Source organism: Actinospica robiniae DSM 44927, assembly GCF_000504285.1.
Lineage (GTDB): Bacteria > Actinomycetota > Actinomycetes > Streptomycetales > Catenulisporaceae > Actinospica > Actinospica robiniae.
This window is the reverse complement of record NZ_KI632511.1, coordinates 7,878,211-7,895,024: the sequence shown is the minus strand read 5'-3', so window position 1 is coordinate 7,895,024 and position 16,814 is coordinate 7,878,211. Positions and strand designations below refer to the sequence as shown.

At 69.9% G+C, this 16,814-nt stretch carries 15 protein-coding genes; 7 read left to right on the top strand and 8 right to left on the bottom strand.

What is annotated here, in order from left to right; translation table 11 throughout:
- The first annotated feature begins 31 nt into the window (after positions 1 to 31).
- On the top strand, positions 32 to 1,564 hold the full coding sequence (locus ACTRO_RS34105; RefSeq protein WP_051451803.1) for a glycoside hydrolase family 28 protein: 1,533 nt from the start codon (positions 32 to 34) through the stop codon (positions 1,562 to 1,564).
- Positions 1,565 to 1,659: 95 nt separating this feature from the next.
- On the opposite strand, the gene ACTRO_RS34100 is transcribed toward ACTRO_RS34105, so the two are convergent.
- The gene (locus ACTRO_RS34100; protein ID WP_034269850.1) at positions 1,660 to 2,535 is read right to left on the bottom strand and encodes an SGNH/GDSL hydrolase family protein; all 876 of its coding nucleotides are present in this window, start codon (positions 2,533 to 2,535) and stop codon (positions 1,660 to 1,662) included.
- A 71-nt stretch (positions 2,536 to 2,606) separates the two neighbouring features.
- A complete protein-coding gene (locus ACTRO_RS34095; RefSeq protein WP_051451802.1) occupies positions 2,607 to 3,449 on the bottom strand; it encodes a phosphatase PAP2 family protein in 843 nt (280 codons plus the stop codon).
- 292 nt (positions 3,450 to 3,741) lie between these two features.
- Here ACTRO_RS34095 and ACTRO_RS34085 point away from each other — a divergent pair, with 292 nt between their 5' ends.
- On the top strand, positions 3,742 to 5,922 hold the full coding sequence (locus ACTRO_RS34085; protein ID WP_084316720.1) for a cellulose binding domain-containing protein: 2,181 nt from the start codon (positions 3,742 to 3,744) through the stop codon (positions 5,920 to 5,922).
- A gap of 18 nt (positions 5,923 to 5,940) precedes the next feature.
- Here the strand turns inward: ACTRO_RS34085 and ACTRO_RS34080 are convergent, their stop codons facing one another.
- The 4 genes from ACTRO_RS34080 to ACTRO_RS34065 form a co-directional block, all read right to left on the bottom strand.
- The gene (locus ACTRO_RS34080; protein WP_034277988.1) at positions 5,941 to 6,276 is read right to left on the bottom strand and encodes a MazG-like family protein; all 336 of its coding nucleotides are present in this window, start codon (positions 6,274 to 6,276) and stop codon (positions 5,941 to 5,943) included.
- 87 nt (positions 6,277 to 6,363) lie between these two features.
- A complete protein-coding gene (locus tag ACTRO_RS34075) occupies positions 6,364 to 7,872 on the bottom strand; it encodes a carbohydrate binding domain-containing protein (protein ID WP_245594578.1) in 1,509 nt (502 codons plus the stop codon).
- A gap of 210 nt (positions 7,873 to 8,082) precedes the next feature.
- Positions 8,083 to 8,592, bottom strand: coding sequence for an isochorismatase family protein (locus ACTRO_RS34070; RefSeq protein WP_034269843.1), 510 nt, complete (start codon positions 8,590 to 8,592; stop codon positions 8,083 to 8,085).
- Between the two features lie 308 nt (positions 8,593 to 8,900).
- Complete coding sequence (locus ACTRO_RS34065) at positions 8,901 to 9,695, bottom strand: G1 family glutamic endopeptidase (protein WP_034269841.1); 795 nt, start codon at positions 9,693 to 9,695, stop codon at positions 8,901 to 8,903.
- Positions 9,696 to 10,061: 366 nt separating this feature from the next.
- On the opposite strand from ACTRO_RS34065, the gene ACTRO_RS34060 reads away from it, so the two are divergent.
- The 4 genes from ACTRO_RS34060 (at position 10,062) to ACTRO_RS34040 (ending at position 13,227) form a co-directional block, all read left to right on the top strand.
- Complete coding sequence (locus ACTRO_RS34060; protein WP_211244498.1) at positions 10,062 to 11,072, top strand: helix-turn-helix domain-containing protein; 1,011 nt, start codon at positions 10,062 to 10,064, stop codon at positions 11,070 to 11,072.
- A 20-nt stretch (positions 11,073 to 11,092) separates the two neighbouring features.
- Positions 11,093 to 11,857 carry a tetratricopeptide repeat protein gene (locus ACTRO_RS47670; RefSeq protein ID WP_157436597.1) on the top strand — a complete coding sequence of 255 codons (765 nt, stop codon included), beginning with the start codon at positions 11,093 to 11,095 and terminating at the stop codon, positions 11,855 to 11,857.
- A 191-nt stretch (positions 11,858 to 12,048) separates the two neighbouring features.
- On the top strand, positions 12,049 to 12,354 hold the full coding sequence (locus tag ACTRO_RS34045) for a hypothetical protein (protein ID WP_034269832.1): 306 nt from the start codon (positions 12,049 to 12,051) through the stop codon (positions 12,352 to 12,354).
- A 126-nt stretch (positions 12,355 to 12,480) separates the two neighbouring features.
- Positions 12,481 to 13,227 (top strand): hypothetical protein, encoded by a 747-nt coding sequence (locus ACTRO_RS34040; protein ID WP_034269829.1) that lies wholly within the window; start codon positions 12,481 to 12,483, stop codon positions 13,225 to 13,227.
- Between the two features lie 443 nt (positions 13,228 to 13,670).
- Here the strand turns inward: ACTRO_RS34040 and ACTRO_RS34035 are convergent, their stop codons facing one another.
- Positions 13,671 to 15,524, bottom strand: coding sequence for a sigma-70 family RNA polymerase sigma factor (locus ACTRO_RS34035; RefSeq protein ID WP_034269825.1), 1,854 nt, complete (start codon positions 15,522 to 15,524; stop codon positions 13,671 to 13,673).
- A 133-nt stretch (positions 15,525 to 15,657) separates the two neighbouring features.
- Between ACTRO_RS34035 and ACTRO_RS34030 the strand changes: the two genes are divergently transcribed.
- The gene (locus ACTRO_RS34030) at positions 15,658 to 16,215 is read left to right on the top strand and encodes a YbaK/EbsC family protein (protein ID WP_034269822.1); all 558 of its coding nucleotides are present in this window, start codon (positions 15,658 to 15,660) and stop codon (positions 16,213 to 16,215) included.
- 267 nt (positions 16,216 to 16,482) lie between these two features.
- Here ACTRO_RS34030 and ACTRO_RS34025 read toward each other — a convergent pair whose 3' ends face one another.
- The gene (locus ACTRO_RS34025) at positions 16,483 to 16,800 is read right to left on the bottom strand and encodes a DUF6191 domain-containing protein (protein ID WP_034269819.1); all 318 of its coding nucleotides are present in this window, start codon (positions 16,798 to 16,800) and stop codon (positions 16,483 to 16,485) included.
- Positions 16,801 to 16,814 lie beyond the last annotated feature (14 nt).

Sequence of the window (16,814 nt, the reverse complement as noted above, 5' to 3'; positions counted from 1 at the left end):
CCTCTCGCTCCCCTCGACGGAACGGACGAAGATGTCTTCCACCCTCGATCGTCGCAAGTTCCTGAAAGCCACCGCGGCCACCGGCACCGCCGCCGCGGTATCCCAGCTCGCGGCGGCACCCGCCAGTGCCGCCGCGTCCACCCCCTCCGCCGACGCCGAGTCCGGCGCGTCCCACGGGCGCGACCTCGACCCGGCCGTGCGGCCACCGCAGTCCTGGTTCGCCGGCCGCGGCGTCGGCGACCAGGCCGGGCCGCGCAACCTGCCGCAGGACCGGGCCGCGGACCGGATCGTGTGCGAGATCCGCCGCCCGCGCATTCCGCGCCGCGACTACAAGGTGACCGACTTCGGCGCGGTCGGCGACGGCGTCACCGACGACTCGGCCGCGATCGCCGCGACGATCGCGGCGGCGAGTCGGCACGGCGGCGGACGCGTGGTGCTCCCGGCCGACCCGGCCACCGGCACGGCCGTCTACTTCACCGGCCCGATCCGGCTCTACTCCCGGATCGAGCTGCACGTGCCGGCCGGGGTGACCGTGCTGTTCAGCACCGACCCGACCGTCTACCCGCTGGTCTACACGCGGTGGCAGGGCATCGAGTGCTACAACTACTCCCCCAACGTCTACGCGTATCAGGCCACCGATATCGCGATCACCGGCGACGGCGTGCTCAACGGCCAGGCCTCCACCGGCAACTGGTGGGCCTGGAAGAACCTTGAGACGCCCGGCTTCAACGTGCTCCAGGCTTACGCCGACGACGGCGTGCCGGTAGACCAGCGGATCATGGGCGCCGGGAACTACCTGCCGCCCACCATGGTCGAGCCGTACGAGTGCGAGCGGGTCCTGCTGCAGGGCGTCACCTTCGTCAACCCGCCGTTCTGGCACCTGCACCCGACCCTGTCGAAAGACGTCACGGTCGAGGGCGTCACCGTGGGCCCGAGCACCGGCCCGAACACCGACGGCTGCGACCCGGAGTCGTGCACCCGCGTGCTGATCGACCACTGCTCGATCTCGGTCGGCGACGACTGCATCGCCATCAAGGCCGGCCGCAACGCCGACGGCCGCCGGGTGAACGTCCCGTGCACCGACCTGGTGATCCAGAACACCGCGTTCGCCAACGGCCACGGCGGCGTGACCATCGGCTCCGAGATGACCGGCGGCGTCGCCCACGTCTACGCCCGCGACCTGCTCTTCTCCAGCACCGATCTGCAGGCCGGCCACCGGCTCAAGACCAACTCGGTGCGCGGCGGCTACATCCAGGACAGCAACGTCTACCGGGTCAACGCCCCGATCATCGGCGGCCCGGCGCTGCTGATCGACTACACCTACGGCGAGGGCGACACCGGCACGTACTACCCGGACGTCACCGATATCAACCTGCTGTATTGGACGGTGGGCCAGGCCACCCAGGCCTGGGACGTCATCGGCTACACCGAGGACCACGTCGGCACGGTCACCCTGGACAACTTCAGCGTGACCACGCAGACCGGCACCAACGTGCTCGATTTCATCGACGACTTCGAACTCGTCGACGTCACGATCAACGGCTCTCCGGTCACCTCCGGGTAGTCGTTCTAGAAAGGCAGGACACCGGTGCCCCCGAAAGCCGAATCCGGTCGACTCGGGGGCACCGGCGTATCCCTGGGGCGGGCAGCAGCGCGCCGTCAGCCGATGGCACTCTCCAACGCCCGGGCCATGGCCGCCTCGCCGAGCGCGTTGGGGTGGAACGGCGCCGCCGAGGACGTCGGCACCAGCCCCTCGATCCACTTGGTCCCGACGGCCTGGCACACGTCGTGCCCGATGGTCGGCGTGTACGTGTCGACGTAGGTGGCGCCGTGGGCCGCGGCCTCGGCGGAGAGCATCGAGTCGAGCCCCTTCTCGGTCTGCCGCAGGTAGCTGACGTCGCCGTAGGCGATCGGCACGATCGGCCAGCAGCCGTTGTTGTGCTCAGGCAGAATGTCCGGATACCCGACCACGTAAACCCGGGCGTCCGGGGCGAGCTGGTGGATCTCGGTCAACACCGCGGCCACCTTGGGCCCGGTCGCGGAGATCGACGCGGCGAGCTGATCCGTGCCGCCCGAGGTGTAGTGCGAGGTGCAGGGCGAGCCGAACGGGTTGGTCAGGCTCTCCTCGGCGCAGGTCTCGATGATGTTGATGAACCCGATGTCGTTGCCGCCGATGCCGAGCGTGACCACCGAAGTGCCCGAGGTGACCGAATTCAGCTGCGGCGCGTTGATGGTCAGGCCGTCGTCGCTCTGGGCCGCGGTCATCTCGACCGTGGTCGCGCCGAAGCAGCTCGCGTCGGTCAGGCTCAGCCCGAGGGCCGCCGCGGTCAGCGAGGGGTAGTTGTGCGACGAGCGCAGGCACAGGCCGCCGGACTGGGTCGGGATCAGAGGCCCGGAGACGTAGGAGTCACCGAGCGAGACGTAGCGCCCGCCCGCGGCGGAGGCCGAGGTGGCGGCGGCCAGAGCGCCGGTGAGGGCGAGCGAGAGTGCGGCTCCGAGCACGAAGGCTCGGCGCACATGCACGACAGTGGGCATGGACGCTCCGAGAGGGTAAGGATCTCAATACCGTCGGTAGCCGCGCAGCTGCCGTCATGCTCGCCGACCGGTCAGGCGGCGTCAACGAGGCTCGGCGTGGCGCTTCCGGAATTGGCCAAGCCTTTACGGCGCGTCGCAGCCTGCCACAGCCGCCGCCCGGAGCGCTCGGCCGGCACGGCGAGCAGCAGCAGGGCGCAGGCGACGATCCCGTCCGACCAGAAGTGGTTGCCGGTGGCCACGACCACGAAGACGGTCAGCGCGGCGTGCAGCACGGCCAGGTACCGCCAGCGCGACCGCGTCACCGCGCAGACCGCCACGGCCACCAGCACGGCCCAGCCCACATGCACCGAGGGCATCGCGGAGAGCTCGTCCGGCTGGAACCCGCCGATCTGCCCGTAGACGGACTGCCCGTACTGCATGGCCGTGTCAGCCATGCCGATCCCCGGGATCATCCGCGGCGGCGCGACCGGCAGGAACTGGATCAGCAGGCACGAGGCGGTGAGCAGGGCCAGCACCGTCCGCCAGCGTCCGTACTGCGCGCGGTGCCGGGCGAAGAGCCAGACCAGGAAGATGATGAGCACGGTGAAGTGCATGGACGCGTAGTAGAGGTTCGCGGCCTGCACCACCAGCGGATGCGGCAGCACCCAGCCCTGCAGGGTGTGCTCGCTGGGCAGGTGCGCCGAGCGTTCGGTGTCCCAGATCCACCGCCCGCGGGTGACGGCCCGGTAGTCGCCCTCGCCGTTCAGCGAGCCGACCAGCTGCCAGAGCCCGTAGAGCCAGATGATCAGCGCCGCCTCGCGGAGGAAGGGCCGCACCCGCGGCAGCACGTCGCGCAGCCGCAGCACCCCGAACACGGCCGCCGCGACCGCGCCGATCACGGCGGCCTGCTGCCAGGTCCACATGAGGTTCGGCATGCTCCGCCCGTTCTCCGTCCAGGTCCGATATCCGGCACACACGATGAGCGGATCAGTATCCCACGCGGGCCCCACGGCCGGACCGGTCGCCCGGCATGAAAGCTACAGCGCCGGCGCCGGCCGCCACCTGCCGAAGGAGGAGGCGGCCGGCGAGGGCGCCTTGACGCCCGCGTCGCCCGGGGTAGTGTCGCTGCCACCGGTCCGGGCTATCAAAGCCATGATTCCCCGGCCGTTCGCTTAATCGGTTAAGCACGCCTGATCCCGGCCAGGCCGAGGAAGGACCCGGAGAATCATGCCCATATCCGTAGCGCGCCCGCACCGCCGCTGGAGCGCCCCGGCCCTCGCGCTCGCGCTGACCACGGCCAGCGCCGTGGCCACCGTCGCGCTGAGCGCCCCGAGCGCCCCCGCGGACACCGGCGCCTCCTGCTCCGCCACGTATTCGATCGGCTGGCAGACGCCGTCGAACACGCCGCCGGACTTCGGCGCCACCGTGACCGTCACCAACAACTCCTCCTTCACCATCAGCACCTGGACGCTGTCGATGGCCTTCTCCGCCGGCCAGACCCTCGTGGCCGGCAGCGCGTACAGCGCCACGGTGACCCAGAGCGGGACGGTGATGAGCGCTACCGGCCTGTCCGGCGACAACGCCAGTCTCGGCCCGGGCGCGAGCACCACCTTCGGCTTCGACGGCGACTACAACGGCACCTCCAACCCGGCGCCCACGATCACCTGCGCCGGCCCGAGCGAGGGCACGGCCAGCGCCAGCCTCACCGGTTCGCTCGACCCGCTGGGCGTGAACACCGCCTCCTGGGACACCAACTTCACCGACTCGGCCATCTCCAGCGACCTCAACGCCGCCAGCGTGGGCCTGATCCGCTACCCCGGCGGCTCCTGGGCGGACGAGTACCTGTGGCAGCCCAACACGGCCAACGGCACCGCCCAGCCGGTGGACTTCGCCCAGTACTCCAGCCAGGTCGACTCGATCACCGGCGGCCAGAAGTTCGTCACCGTGAACTACGGCTCCGACACCGCCGCCGACGCGGCGGCCTGGGTCACCCAGTCCAAGACCTCGGGCCAGGGTGTGGCTCTGTGGGAGATCGGCAACGAGGAGTACGGCTCCTGGGAGACGGACAACCACGCCAACCCGCACACCGCCGCGTCCTACGCCAGCAACGCCCTGCCCTACATGCAGGCGATGAAGGCCGCCGATCCCAGCGCCCAGATCTGCTACGACTACGGCATGGACGGCAACCTCGCGCCCGGCTCCGGCGCGACGGACTGGCAGACCTGGAACGACACGATCCTGCAGGCCGACGCCGCCGACATCAACTGCGCCGACGTGCACTGGTACCCCTTCAACGGCCTGCCCACCGAGAACGTCCAGGCCATCATGGCGACGGTGGACAACGTCCCGACCGCCGCGGCCGAGATCAAGACCGCGCTCTCGACCTATGACCCGAGCGCCTACTTCGTCGTCGGCGAGACGAACATCTCGCAGACCGCGAACGCCTGGAACGAGGAGCCGGTCGGCGCCCTCTACGCCGCCGCGAACGCCCTCGAATGGCTCTCCTACGGCGCGCAGAGCGTCGACTGGTGGGACGTGCACAACTACGGCACGCCGACCGCCGACTTCGGCATGTTCTCGTCCGCGACCAGCGGCGAGCCGGCCATGGACACCCCGTACGCGCCGTACTACGGCTACCAGCTCGCCTCGCTGCTCGCGGTCAAGGGAGCCAAGGTCAGCACGCTGCCGATCTCGACGCCGAACATCTACGCGTACTCCTCGAAGCTGTCCAGCGGCGGGTACAACGTGATGCTCGTCAACGCCGACCCTTCGAACGCTTACACGGTCTCGGCCTCGAGCCTCGGCCTGACCAGCGGCTCGGAGACCGAGTACACCTACGACGCGGCCAACCCGACCGTGGTCAAGGGCACCGCGAGCGGCACCTCGATCTCGGTGCCGGCCGAATCCGTGGTCGTCCTCTCCGGCGGCGCCGGCACGACCCCCACGGGTTCGCCGTCCGCGTCGGCCAGCCCCTCGGCGTCCGCGTCCCCGTCGCACTCGGCGAGCGCCTCGCCGTCCGCGTCGGCCTCCGCGTCCCCGTCGCACTCGGCGTCGGCCAGCCCCAGCGCCTCGGCCTCCGCCAGCCCGAGCCCCTCGGCCGGCAAGGGCTGCACCGCGACCTGGTCGGTGACCAACTCGTGGTCCGGCGGATTCCAGCTCGGATTCACCGTCACCGACAGCGGATCCAGCTCGATCACCGGCTGGAACGTGAAGTATTCGTGGCCTGGTTCACAGACCATCAGCCAGATCTGGAACGCCACGGAGACCCAGTCCGGAGCCGCGGTCACGGCGACGAACCTGAGCTACAACGGCGCCCTGTCCGCAGGCACCTCGACCACGTTCGGGTTGCTCGGCAGCGGCACCGCGCCGACCGGTCTCGGCAGTCTCAGCTGTACGCCGACCGGCTGACCGCCGGCCGCTGAGTAATCAGGACCCTGTGTCTGATCCGTCGTGTCCGGCCCGCTCGGACACGACGGACAGACGCTCGGCGAACACCGCGCGCGCCTGCGGATTGACCCGGGTGAGCGCGACCATCGCGGTGATGATGACGTCGCAGAGCTCGTGCTCGACGTCCTGCCAGTCGTGCGAGAAGCCCTTGCGCGGATTCTGCCCGGTCACCCCGATCAACGCCTCGGCGACCTCGCCGGCCTCCTCGGTGATCTTGAGGATCTGCAGGATGGTCTTGGTCTCCGGCGGCAGCGCGCTGCCCGCGTCGAGCCAGGCGACCAGCCGGTCGATGACGTCCCAGGGATCGGTGTCCATGAACGCCAAGGCTACTCGGCGAGCGCCGTCGTGCCCGGCAGGACGCCGGGCACGACGGCGAACCGCCGTCAGCCGCCGTCAGCCGGGTCAGCCGCCGTACTGCACGATGATCTTCGTGAAGTCGTAAGCGTTCTGCGTCACGTTCGAGCAGGTGCCCGGAGCCCAGGGCTCGACCGCGCCGGACGGGCACGGGAAGTCCCGGTTCGCCGACCAGAACGAGAACAGAGCCGGGTGGTTGGACTTCGAGAACGCCAGCAGGTTCGAGAAGTCCGACTGCAGGAACAGCTCGGACGGCTGGTCGGTGTGCCCGTTCATCAGGGTGAGCCCGAGGTGCGACCAGGCCTGCGCCGCGCTCCAGCCGTAGATCGACTCGAGCTGGGTGATCGCGTCGTCGGTGATGGTCTCGGTCTGCCCGGTCTCAGTGCCCGAAGTCAGGCCGGTGTCGAAGTTCATGATGTTGACGACGTCGAGCCGGGCGCCGTCCGCCTTGGCCTGCTGGATCTCGTCGGTGCCGGTGCCGGGGAAGCCGACGGTGGTCATCGGGATGGTGAGCGAGACCTTGAGGCTGGGGTTGTTCTTCTCGATGGTGGCGATGGCGCCGAAGCGGATCGCGGTGTTCGAGTCCAGCGCGCCGTTCTCGTAGTCGAAGTCGACGTGCGTGAGGTGGTACTTGGTGATCACCTGCTGGTAGGCGGCGGCCAGAGCCGACGCGGACCCGCAGGTCGTGCCGAGTTCGGTGCCGTTGTAGCCGCCGAAGGTCACGGCGACGTCGCCGCCGGCCGCGCGGATCGCGTTGACGTCCGCGAGCACGGCCGTGTCGGAGGAGACCAGCTCGCTGGAGTTCCCGTCCCAGGCCGGGGTGCAGCCGCCCGAGTCGAGCACGAAGGAGAGGTTGTACTCGGTCTCTCCGGACCCTGAGATGACCGACGAGATCGATTGCGCGCCGTTGTCCAGCGGCATCCAGTACACCGGGTGGGTCCAGGGGCCCGAGGTGCCGGTGGAGGTGCCCGTGGGCGTCGGCGAGGCGCTGGCGCTCGGGCTGGCGGAGTGCGACGGGCTCGCGCTGGCGCTTGCGGACGGCGTGGGGGTCTTGCTCGCGGACGCGCTCGCGGACGGCGAGGAGCTCGCCCCGGCCGGCCCCGTCAGCGCCAGGTCATCCGCGTAATACGTCGGCTGCGCATACCAGCCGTGCACGAACACCTGCACAGAGGTCTGCGACGCACCCGTCGTGAACGTCACGCTCAACTGCTGCCAACTCGACGCACTCGGCGTCCACGTCGAAGAGCCCCCGCTCACCCCGATATACACATACGAGCCCTCGACATACCCCGACAACGTATACGACGTGTTCGGCACCACCGAGACCGTCTGCGTGCACTGCGCGTCATCCGAAGACGAAGGCGACCCGGCCAGCGCCCCCGAACCCGCGTGCACCGGCGAGGAGACCACCGCCGCCGTCCCCGCATCGCAACTCCACCCGGAGAGCGAGGACTCGAAGCCCGGATCGGACAACAGATTCGTCGCCGCCGCCGTCGCCGGGCTCGCCAGCAGGCTGACACTCGCGACCAGACCGACCGCCAGAGCGCCGGAGACCAACGCAGCCGTCCGACGGCGACGGCCGCCCGGCCCGGAAGCCGACGTGGGTGATGAGGATGTGGGTGGGTGGCTCAAGGCTGACATCTCCTCGGCTCGAAACGCGCCGCGACACGGCGCCTGCCGAGAATTTGGTCCAGACCAATGCTGCTGTCAAGGGTCTGGACCATTTTCGGGTCGGGTCAGCTCACGCGCGGATCCGATCGGCCGGAGTCAGAACAGCCGGCCGTGCGGGGCCACCAGCTTCGCGCCCGCGGCCTCGAGTTCGAGCTCGACCCGGGCGGTGATCTCGTCCGCGCCGCGTCCGCCGCCGTCGTAGGCCGCATGCGCCCCGCGCACCAGCCGCATCTCATAGCCCTGACGCAGCCCGGCCAGCACCGTCGCGCGCACCCGTCCGTCGCTGGCCAGCCCGGCCACGACGACGACCGAGCGCGGCGGCAGCAACACGGCCAGATCCGTGCCCGCGAAGGCATCCGCGTGCGGGGCACTGAGGACGTGTTCGCCCTCGACGATCGGGTGGTGGAGCTCCCAGCCCGCGGTGCCCGCCGCGTCCGGCTCCCCGGGCGCGCCGTCGTGGCGCACGTGCACGACCGGCACGCCGCCCGCCCGCGCCCGCTCCAACAACTCCGCCGCCGCCCTGATCAGGCGGGCCGCGCCGGACACCGGCCGGGGGGCGTCGAGCCGGCCGCGCTGAAGGTCGAGGAGGAGCAGTGTGGTGGCCATGGAACGAGTTTAGCTCAAATGTTCGAACGAATCGGCCTGTTCGCGAACCATCCGGCCGAGAATGCACCCGGCGCGCGGACCTTGTGGGTCCGCGCGCTCGGCGGTGTGGCGCCCGGGGGCGCCGGCTCGGATTCGGATCCGGCGCGGCGGGCGTCCTCTATGCGGTTCTGGTGTCCCGGTCGGGACGTGCGCGGCCCCATTCCGCCGTCCGCTTCAAACGGAACGGGGCCGCGGCTCACGGCTCACGGGCGGTCGGCGGCGGGCAGCCACACGCGCCGACCGCCGGAGCGCTCCCCCGGGAGCGGGGATCAGGTGTAGTTCTTCCAGGTGTCCGAGAAGGAGCCGCCGGAGATCGAGCCCGGCTGCGCCTTCGTGTCCGAGCTGCCGGCCATCACGATCTCGGTCGGCGAGTAGCTACCGAGTGCGGTCCCGTTCGCGGTGGCGTTCTTGAAGTTCACCGTGCCGAAGTTGGACAGGTTCGCGATCCGGCCGTTGACCTCGGTCGCCTCCGCGATGACCTCGGCGGACGAGTCCTGGTAGCCGGAGGAGCCGGCGTGGGTCGTGGTCTTGGTCCAGCCCTGGGTGGAGTCGGTCAGGGTCATGGTGAAGGTTCCGCTGCTGTTGCGCGCGACGCTCGCGGTGAGCGAGTCGCCCGCCTTGACGGTCACCGAGTAGGCGCTCTCCGAGGCGGGGAGCACCTCCCACCACGCGCCGTACTTCGCCTTGCCGCCGATGCAGTCCGCCTCGGTGCCGGTCTGCTCCAGCGCCGAGTTGCTGTATCCGTCGAGCCCGACCCAGAAGGAGGAGTAAGTGGTCTTCGAGGTGCAGGTGATGGTCGGCTGGGTCCAGGAGGCGGAGACCGAGGTGAACGCGCCGGAGGCGCCGGTGGCGGCGTAGCCCGACCAGTTGGTCGAGGACACGGTGGCGGAACGCAGTGAGGTGAGGGCGTGCAGGCCGTGGCTCTCCTGGCTGGCCATGGCGGCGCTGATCTGGCCGGTGGCGGCGGCCGGGGTGGAGGCGGCGAAGGCGGCGGGCGCGCTGAAGGCCGCGGTGAGGCCGGCCGCGCCGATCGCCAGAGCACGGACATAAGACCTGTGGGACATGGGCGGATCTCCCTTGTTGTGGGCTAAGGGTCGCGGCCGGGCGGCTCTACGAGCCGTCAATGCCGCCCGGCGCGCAAGGATGCCGGCCGATCCATGGGTGGGTGACCGAGTCCGGCGCTCACAGCTTGCGTCGCGCCGCACGCGCTGGGCAAGGGCCGCGAAAGCGTTTAGTCTTAAGGGAATTGGGGTTCTGGGTGGAAATATTCAGATATAGCGGGCCGGTTTCGGAGACTGTGACGAACGGGAAGATCAACGAAAGGTCACGATTGCGAGAACAGCTGAGGAAACCTCTCCCAGACACGGGGTGACCCGCCGGTAAGTTGCACGGCAAGCCGCTCGGACGCTCGAGAAGGGACCGACGTCGCGATGCACGTCCTCGGGTACGCCGCCGATCGGGGCGAGGATCCGCCGTTCGCCGCGGGCGGCGCCCGCGAGCGGGAGCTCGACAGACTTCTGCGAACCGGTCCGTTCCACGAGGCGCTGCGCGCGGCCGTGGCCAACAGCGGCCTGAGCCTGGACCGGATCCAGGACCGGCTGCGCCGCCGCGGCGCCGTGATCTCGGTGCCCACGCTCAGTTCCTGGCAGTCCGGCAGATACCGCCCGGAGCGCGCCGGCTCGCTCGCCGTCCTGTCCGCGCTGGAGGAAGTGCTCGGCGTGCGCCCGGAATCCCTCGCCGCCCTCGTCGGCCCGCCCCGCCCGCGCGGCCGGCGCAGCGCCCCCCAGGACGGCCCCGGCCTCGGCGCGACCTGGTCGGGCCAGCTGGACATCAGCAGTGCCCTGAGTCAGGTGGACACCCGCTGGGACCAGAGCCTGACCCGGCTGAGCACGCACTGCCGGCTGGAGTTGGACGAGCAGGGCAGAGAACGAAGCATGCACAGCCGGCAGCTGCTCCGCGCCGACGTCGACGGCCCCGACCGCTGGGTGACGGTGTTCCGAAGGGACGAGCCCGGGCCGCCGCCGAAGATAGAGACGTGCGACCCCCTGCGCATCGGCGCCGTCGTCGAATCCGAAGCGGCCGGCCTGCTGGTGGCGGAGGTACTGTTCGACCGCAAGCTGACGCGAGGCGAATCGATCATCGTCGAGTACACCCTGGACCACCGCGACCCGAGGCCCAGCTCGACGGTACTGCAGTCCACGCTGCACGTCCCCGTCCGCGAATACGTCCTCGAAGTCAGATTCGACCCCTCCGCACTGCCCGCCTCCTGCCACTCCTTCCGCAGCACCACAGCCGGATCGCGCCCGCAAGAGCGCCTGCTGAAGCCCGACGCCGCCGGCTCCGTGCTGGCCGTGGCGTTGGCCGCGGGCCCCTGCCTCCTCGGCATCCGCTGGGACTGGACGACCCCGGTACAGGGCGCGCGAGACGACTGGGACAGATAGGCGAGGCGACCACAAGCCCCATGCCAGACCCCGAACACAACGAACTCCTGCTCGAGGCCGCCTTCCGCACCGGATCATTCGAGCAAGCGGAGCAGGCCGCCCGCGCGGCAGAGCAAACCGCGCAACGCCAAAGAAAGCACGCCGCGGTAGCGAGGGCGAGAGTCCAACTCGGCCTGATCCGCCACTATCAAAGTGTCCTGCGACGCCACCGACCGCCGGAAGACGCCGCGGCAGCCGAGGAGGAAGCCCTGTTCCGCAGTGCCCTGGCGCTCGCGGAAGCGGTAGCAGATAGAGCATGCGCAGCCGCCGCGCTCCTCGGAATCGGCCTGGTCGAGCAAGTCACCCGCGGAGACTGGAACGAGGCGATGCCGTACTACCGGCGAGCCGAAGCCCTCATCCCGGAGCTGAGAAGCGGCCGAGACGCGTACACGGAATCGGAGATACAGCGTCGTCTGGGCCTGTACTTCCTCGTGGCCGATACGAGGCCGGAGCGCGCACTGCACCACCTCGGCCTCTCTCACGCCATCCTCGAAAGCGGCGGAGACGAAAGGCTGATCCCCAGCAGCCTCACCGCCCTCGCGTCCGCCGAGCGGGCACGGGGAGCGTACGCACGAGCCGTGGAACTGGCGCAGGAGGCGGCGCAGAGGGCGAGGGAGGCGGGCCTGAGCGCGCTGTGGGTCGCAGAGGCCGAACAGGAGCTGCGCGCGGCCCGCGCCGCCCTCACCGCCTCCCCACCCGGTTCCGCGCCCGCCTCGCCGCCGGCTTCCCCGCCGGCTTCCGCGTAACTGCGACGGGCTCGCTCCGCCCACTCGTCTCCCACCGCTCCGTCCGTCCGCGCTTATCGGCCCCTTACGCCCGCCCTGCAATCGTCACCGTGTCAGCAGAATCCGACCCGAGACGACCGACTCCGCCGAACTCCGAAGCAACGGAGATGACGCGAGAGTCGAAAGCCGAGAGCCAAGAGGCGAGGCAACCCATGCGAAAGACGATCGGCGCAGCCGTAGCAAGCGCCGTCCTGTGCGTACTGGCGCTAGCCGGATGCGGAGCCGGAAACCACGGAGGCGCAGGCATATCCGGCGCGAACGCCGCAAAGCCGACGGCCACCCCCGCAGCCAACACCGGCGCCCAACCCGGTGCGGATGCGGGCGCAGACGGCGTCCCGCCCGGCACGCCCACCGGTGCCGCCGCCGTCGACTCGGAGCTCAACTCCGTCGACCAGCAACTCGGCGCCGCCGACACGGATCTCGCCCAAGCGACCGCCCAGCCCTCCGACGGCGACTAACCGCCGCCCGCCGAGTTGCCCCGACCACACCGCACCGTCGCCATTCCTCCGCGACGCCCGACCCCTCAGATCCTCACGGCATCGTCCTTTAGCCCTCGACCGCCCCTCGAAAGGTGGCCCTCCATCATGAAGTCAGCACTCCGCATCGGAGCCATCACCACCGGCGCCGCGCTTCTGCTCGCCCCCGCCGGCGCCGCGTACGCCTCCGCCGCATCCGCCGCGTCCTCCACCCCGACCGGCACCTCGTCGTCCGCCCCCTCGACCGGCGGCTCGGCCCGCCTCACCGCCGTCAAAGCCATCGCGAACGCCCGCATCCAAGGCCGGCTCGCGACGCTACACGCGCTCTCGCTCGCCGTGAGCGACTCGAAATACCTGACGTCCGACGAGAGGTCGGCTCTCAACAAGCAGATCAACGCCGACCTGTCCGGCCTGACCACCCTGTCCTCGAAGATGTCCGCGGAGTCCACGGCCGCAGCCGTCCGCGCCGACGAGACGGTCATGGTCGACGATTACCGCGTCTACGTGTTGATGGCGCCCCAAACCCGTCTGACCGACGCACTCGCCGCCGAGTCGGACGCCGCAGCGACGCTGCAGAAGGCCTACACGGCCCTGTCCGACCTAGCGAACAAGCAGTCCGGCGGAGCCACGCCGACGCAGCAATCCGAGCTCGCCGACCTCCAGACGCAAGTGACCGCGGCCCAAGCAGCGATAGCGAACGAGGTCGACACCGAACTCGCCATCCAGCCCGGCCCGGACGAGACCGCGATCCGCAACGCACTCCAGCCGGTGAAGAGCGCGGTGAAGTCCGCGCATCAGGACCTGGTCAAGGCGCGGAGCGACGCCAAGGAACTGCGGGCATCGCTCAAGTCCTAAGCCGCAGCAAGCAACCCCAAGGCTCGCAGCGCTCGGCACACGACGGGCAGGCGGCGACGTGCCAGCCGCAGCCCGGAGTGGCGGCGCTCACCGTGACTGAACCAATTCGTGGTGACACCCGTTCTGGCCGAACGAAGTCGCGGTGAAACTCACCCGACCGAATCAGGTAGCGATGGTGCCCACCTGTCCGAACCAGGTGATGGTGGGATCCACCCGGCCGAACCAAATCGTGGTGACGTCCGCTCGACCGAACCAGGTGGTGGTGACACCCACCACCACCTGGCCCCGACGCTGCCCGCTATCACGCTCTACTTAGGCCGCCCCTGACCCGGACGCATCGCCTTTTCTCCAGGCCATCCGCGGGCAGCCCGGCACTAGCCCGGACTTACCCCCGTCCAGGCACAATCTCCAGCCGCATCTGTAGCTCTCGCAGATCTCACACCTCAGTTCGCGAAGTCCTGCGTCATCCAGACCGTCCCGGACGAGTCGATCGAGACCACGATGCCGACTTCCGTAAAGCTCGAACTCAGAATATTGAGCCGGTGCCCGTCGTTCGGCGGCTTCTCGGCGAGCATGTCGTTCGTGAGACCCACCGCCATCTTCGCCATCCCGGCCTGCGTGTCCGGTTCGGGGCCGCCCTCGCCGATGTTCTCGCCGCACGCCGTCCAGTGCACGCCGGCTGCCGTCACCCGGTCGCCGATCGCGGGCTCGCCCGAGCATTGGTGCGAGAGTCCGCAGCCGTCGGCCATCAGGTTGTTATGCGCGGTCGCGCTCTTGATCAGGCCCGAGCTCATCGTGTACGCCGGGAGCCCTGCCGATTTGCGTGCCGCGTTGATCACCGCGAGCACCTGCTCCGCAGGGCTCTGGCTCCCACTTGAGCCGGAGCTCGTCGTCGACGTCACCGGCGCCGCCGGGTGCGTCGCGTGGGCGGAGGCCGACGCGCTGTGGCTGGCCGCGTGCGTCGGTGACGGCGAAGCTGCGGCGGAACTCTGCGAAGCCTGCGTAGATGGGACGACCACGGAGCCCACCGAAGCGAGCGCGGTCGACACCGGCGCGGACTGGCTGGTGGACTGCGATTGGACCGCCGACGTCGTCGTGGCGGGTCGAGCGACGAAGACGACCGCTGCCGCGACACCGAGTACCGACAACACCGCCGCGGCGACACCAAGCGGCTTGCCGAACAGTGAGGCGACGCCGGTCTTACCCGACGAACCTCCCGCAGCCCCGCCGTGCGAACCGGCGCGATGCCGCGCACTATGGCGGCTGTGTTCAAGGTGCACCGTCGCCGTATCGGGACCGGAGCCGCTCCCACCGCCGCCAGCGCTCGAGCTCCCGGCTAAGTGCCCGCCACTGCCGGTCGTCTCATAGCCGGTCCCGTAGCCCGAACCCCCGTTCGGCACCCCGAAGCCGGCCCCGTGCGACGTCCCGTAGCCTGAACCCGCATGCCCAGCCCCGTAACCACCGCCCGAATGTCCGGTGCCGTAGCCCGCGCCCGCGATACCCGCGCCTCCTTGCGCAGGGCCGAGATACGCGAGAGGCAGTGGCAGCAGCGGAAGTCCGGCGAGCAATCGCTCCGGGGCGATCAGACCATCCGTCGCGGACACGCAGCGATGGCAGGCTCGCACGTGCCGGATGAAGCGCTTGCGCCACACCGACGACGTCTCGCCGCGCCAATCCGCCGCGAGTTCCATCAGGTCGACGCACCCGGAGTCGAAAGCGCGCAGTATCTGGCGGCAGCTGTCGAGCTGCTCCTTCATCCGCGCCACCCGCACTGTGACGAGGTGCGGGTCCAGCCCGAGCGCGGCGATCAACTCAGCCCGGCTGAGATGTCCGGATGCCTCGAGCCACCACAACCCGAGCAGGTCGCGGTGCTCCGGATCCAGCCAGTTCGCCGCACGCGCGGTCTCCCGGCGCTGGTCGGACAGGTCGAGCTGAAGCAGGGAATGGCCGACGAACTCGCTGCCGGGGTCCGGTTGGTCGAAGGGCTCGAACCGGTCCGCGACGGCGAACGATCCGGTGCGTCCGGACCGCAGATACACGCGGATCTGGTTGACCGTGACGGCCGCGAGCCACGCCCGCAACCGCTCCGGGTCGCGCAGCGAGCCGAGGCCGCGCACGACGTTGAGCATGACGTCTTGGACCACGTCGTCGACGTCGGAACTCGCTCGCAACGAGCGGCGCACTATCGAGTAGACCAGCGGCAGGCATTCGGCCACCAGCGCGTCCAGCGCGTCCGCGTCTCCCGAGCGCGCGGCCTCGGCCAACTCCGTGTCGACTAATCCGACCACCTGCGGCACCTCTTCATCCTTCTCGCACGGATTCCTGTCTGAAAACTCAGATGCGTCGGGGCGCTCCCGAGTCACGGAAATCCCGCTGGACTCGCGCCCCATCCCATCACGCCGAGGGCAAAGGCATGGCAAGCTGTGAGCCATGGCTCCGAATCTTCCCCTCGTCCCGGCGCACTCCCGGCCCGATCTGCTCGCCCCGTCCACCGCCAAGGCGCTGGAAGAACTCGCCGACGTGCTCGACCCGGCGACCGTCGAGGTCGCCGCGATCGACCCGGCCCTCGCGGACACGGCGGCGTTCTGCGCGGAGTACGGCGTGGGCATCGAGGAGTCGGCGAACTGCGTGGTGCTCGCGGGCAAAAGGGCCGGCGAGACCGTTTACGCAGCCTGCATGGTCCTCGCCACCACCCGCGCGGACGTCAACGGCCTGGCACGCCGGCATCTGGGCGTGCGGAAGGTGTCGTTCGCGCCGATGGACGAGGCTGTGGGCCTGACCGGCATGGAGTACGGGGGAATCACCCCGATCGGCCTGCCCGCGGACTGGCCGATCCTGGTCGACCGAGCCGTCACCGCGGCGCCACGCGTCGTGATCGGCTCAGGCGTCCGCGGATCGAAGCTGTGGCTTCCGGGAGCGGCTCTCGCCCTACTCCCGAACGCCGAAGTACTCGATGACCTCGGTACACCGGTCGAACCACGCGAGTAGCGAAGCCACCGGTCTGACGCGATCGCCGGAACGGCCCGGCGGATCGTGTCTCTCTTCACTGTCTATTTCACTGCCGCCACGGTCGCTGTCACTGCGGCCACTGCCGCTGTGATCAATGCCACTGCAGTGTGTTCAATGCTGTAGTTAGCGCTGTGTTCTTTGCCGCGTGCGCGATGCCACGCCGCGTACTCGCGCCGCGACGCACGCGCTCGACCGCCATGCGTGTCCAGCGCTACGCCACGCACTCTCTTCTGCGCCGCGCGAAGGTCACCCCGCTGGGTCTTCCGCGCGGCGCATCACTATTCGGCCCGAGTCGAGGTCCACCGCGCGCGAGGGCGGTGCTCCGGATTCCTCGTCTTCGCGCAGCACCAACGAGGTCTGGCGCTGCTTCAACTCCTGCGCCTTCCCAGGCGCCAGGTTCGCGTGCAGCACCTCGAACCCGGTGGCGGACACCGGCCGTTCCCCGCGCGCCCGCCGCCACGGCACCAGACCGGCCTTGCCGAGTGCGAGCAGCAGCTGATCCGCGATGGCGAGCAGCACCAGCAGCACGACCAACGCGGGCAGGGACACGAACCAGATGATCACGAACGGTAAACGTG